Source organism: Synechococcus sp. R6-10, from assembly GCF_047461815.1.
Classification (GTDB): Bacteria; Cyanobacteriota; Cyanobacteriia; order Thermostichales; family Thermostichaceae; genus Thermostichus.
In genome coordinates this window covers 1-1,792 of sequence record NZ_JANSHW010000501.1, presented here as the reverse complement: position 1 = coordinate 1,792, position 1,792 = coordinate 1, and the positions used below count along the sequence as shown (strand labels likewise).

The window sequence follows — 1,792 nt, the reverse complement described above, 5'->3', positions numbered from 1 at the left end:
CGCTCTTGGGGGCTGCCGTAAACCAGCCTAGAGGTTCGGGCCTGTTTTGTTCTCTGGTAGGGCAGAGCAGGCCCAGGGCTACTGAAAGCCCGCTCCGTACCGCTTAGCGGTCGGAGCCGGGTAGTTTACCAGTTTGGGCCGGCGTTGCTTGCTTCTGTGCCGGACGAATGGCTAGGACGGTTGGTGGGGGTGTCGGGAGATCTGATCCAACGTTGCCGCCAAGAAATGAGGATCCCTGCTGGCGCTTTGGGCTGCAGAGAGCAAGATTGAGACGGGGGGAGCCCAAGAGAGAAACTCGAGCGCTTGTTTCACCAAAAGACAAGCTGCTGCCGCCTCAACCCCAGCAAAAGGACGGCAAAACACTTGGTCAAAGGAATTGGTGGCTTTCCGGCTGCAACACTATCTCGCTCGGTACAGCACCAGCGGGCGCTGTAAGGGCAAAGCAGATGGCTTCCGCAGCCGTGGCAGGGCTGAGCATCTTGTCTCGTTGCACCTTCAGGCTGATGGGATCCCAGAAGGGTGAGTCGATGCCTCCGAAGTAAAACAGCGTAAATCTGACCCCAAAGCGCTTCAGCTCATCGGCCATGCACTTGCTAAACCCGACCACCCCAAACTTGGCCGCACAGTAAGCAGAGGCCATCGCCATGGGATAACGTCCAAGGACGCCGGGAAAATTGAGGATGTGGCCGGATTTTTGCTCCCGCATGGGGTTGGCAGCCAGTTGGCTGGTGTAGAAGCTGCCCTTCAGGTTGACCGCCAGCATTCGCTCCAGGTCTGCGGGGGTTAGCTGGGGAGCAGGCTTCAGGATCCCGGCCCCGGCCAGGTTAATCAGCACGTCAATGCGCCCATGCTTTTGCACCGTTTGGTTGACCAGGGCCTCTACCTGGGCATAGTCCGTCACATCAGTGGGGATCCCCAATCCAGAGGCAGCCCCCAAAGAGGCTGATTTCTCCACCAGAGCTCGCAGGGGCTCTTCTCGCCGAGCGGCCAACACCAGATGGGATCCGGCCTGAGCCAGCATGGGCACCAGGACGCTGCCGATACCCCCTGTTGCCCCTGTGATCAAAATAACTGCCTGCGATAGCGGAGAAGACACGTTACGTTTCTTAAACTCTTTTTCCCATCATACACAGGGATCCCGACAAGCCAGTCACAGCCCCACTGGATCCCTCGACAGAGGTCATCTGAGCGGTGGAGAAGACAGGAAAGGCTGGTACAGCCACAACCCACTGAACCCCAGGGTTAGGAGAGTGAGGGGCAGGCCAAAGCGCAGATGTTCTCCAAACGAAAGCACGTAGCCTTTTTTGGCCGCTGCCTCGACTGTGATCAGATTGGCCACCGCCCCAAATAGTGTCAAATTGCCTGCCAAAGTGGAGCCAGCAGCCAGCAACAGCCAAGCGGTGGTCTCCTGTCGGGGCAGGAACGATTGCAGCAACAGCACCGCCGGCACATTGGAGATGATGTTGGACAAAACGGCCACACTACTCAGCAGGGCAAGAGGGGATCCCGCCAGACTCTCTGCCAAGGATCCCAAGCTCATCCCCCAAGCAGTGACCAGCTCTCCCGTTGCCCGCGTCAGGATAAATAGCCCGGAAAACATCACCAGCAGATTCCAGTCCACCTGCTCCAAAAATCGCTCTGGCTTCAGCCTACGGGTAATCAACAACAGGGCCGCCGCCACCAAAGCCGATTCTGCCAAGGGAAGTCCGGCTACAAAGGCCACAAACAGCCCCCCCGTAATCACCACGCTCTTGCGCAACAGGGGCGGGTAGAGCCGCAGCGGCAGCCAAGG

2 protein-coding genes are annotated in these 1,792 nt (G+C 58.6%); both read right to left on the bottom strand.

The features are described from left to right. Nucleotides 1-367: 367 nt before the first annotated feature. On the bottom strand, nucleotides 368-1,096 hold the full coding sequence (locus NW837_RS12750) for an SDR family oxidoreductase (protein WP_011433499.1): 729 nt from the start codon (nucleotides 1,094-1,096) through the stop codon (nucleotides 368-370). Between the two features lie 84 nt (nucleotides 1,097-1,180). Further along, nucleotides 1,181-1,792, bottom strand: a 612-nt coding sequence (locus NW837_RS12745) for an SLC13 family permease (protein ID WP_414332018.1), incomplete at its 5' end; no start/stop codon positions are given.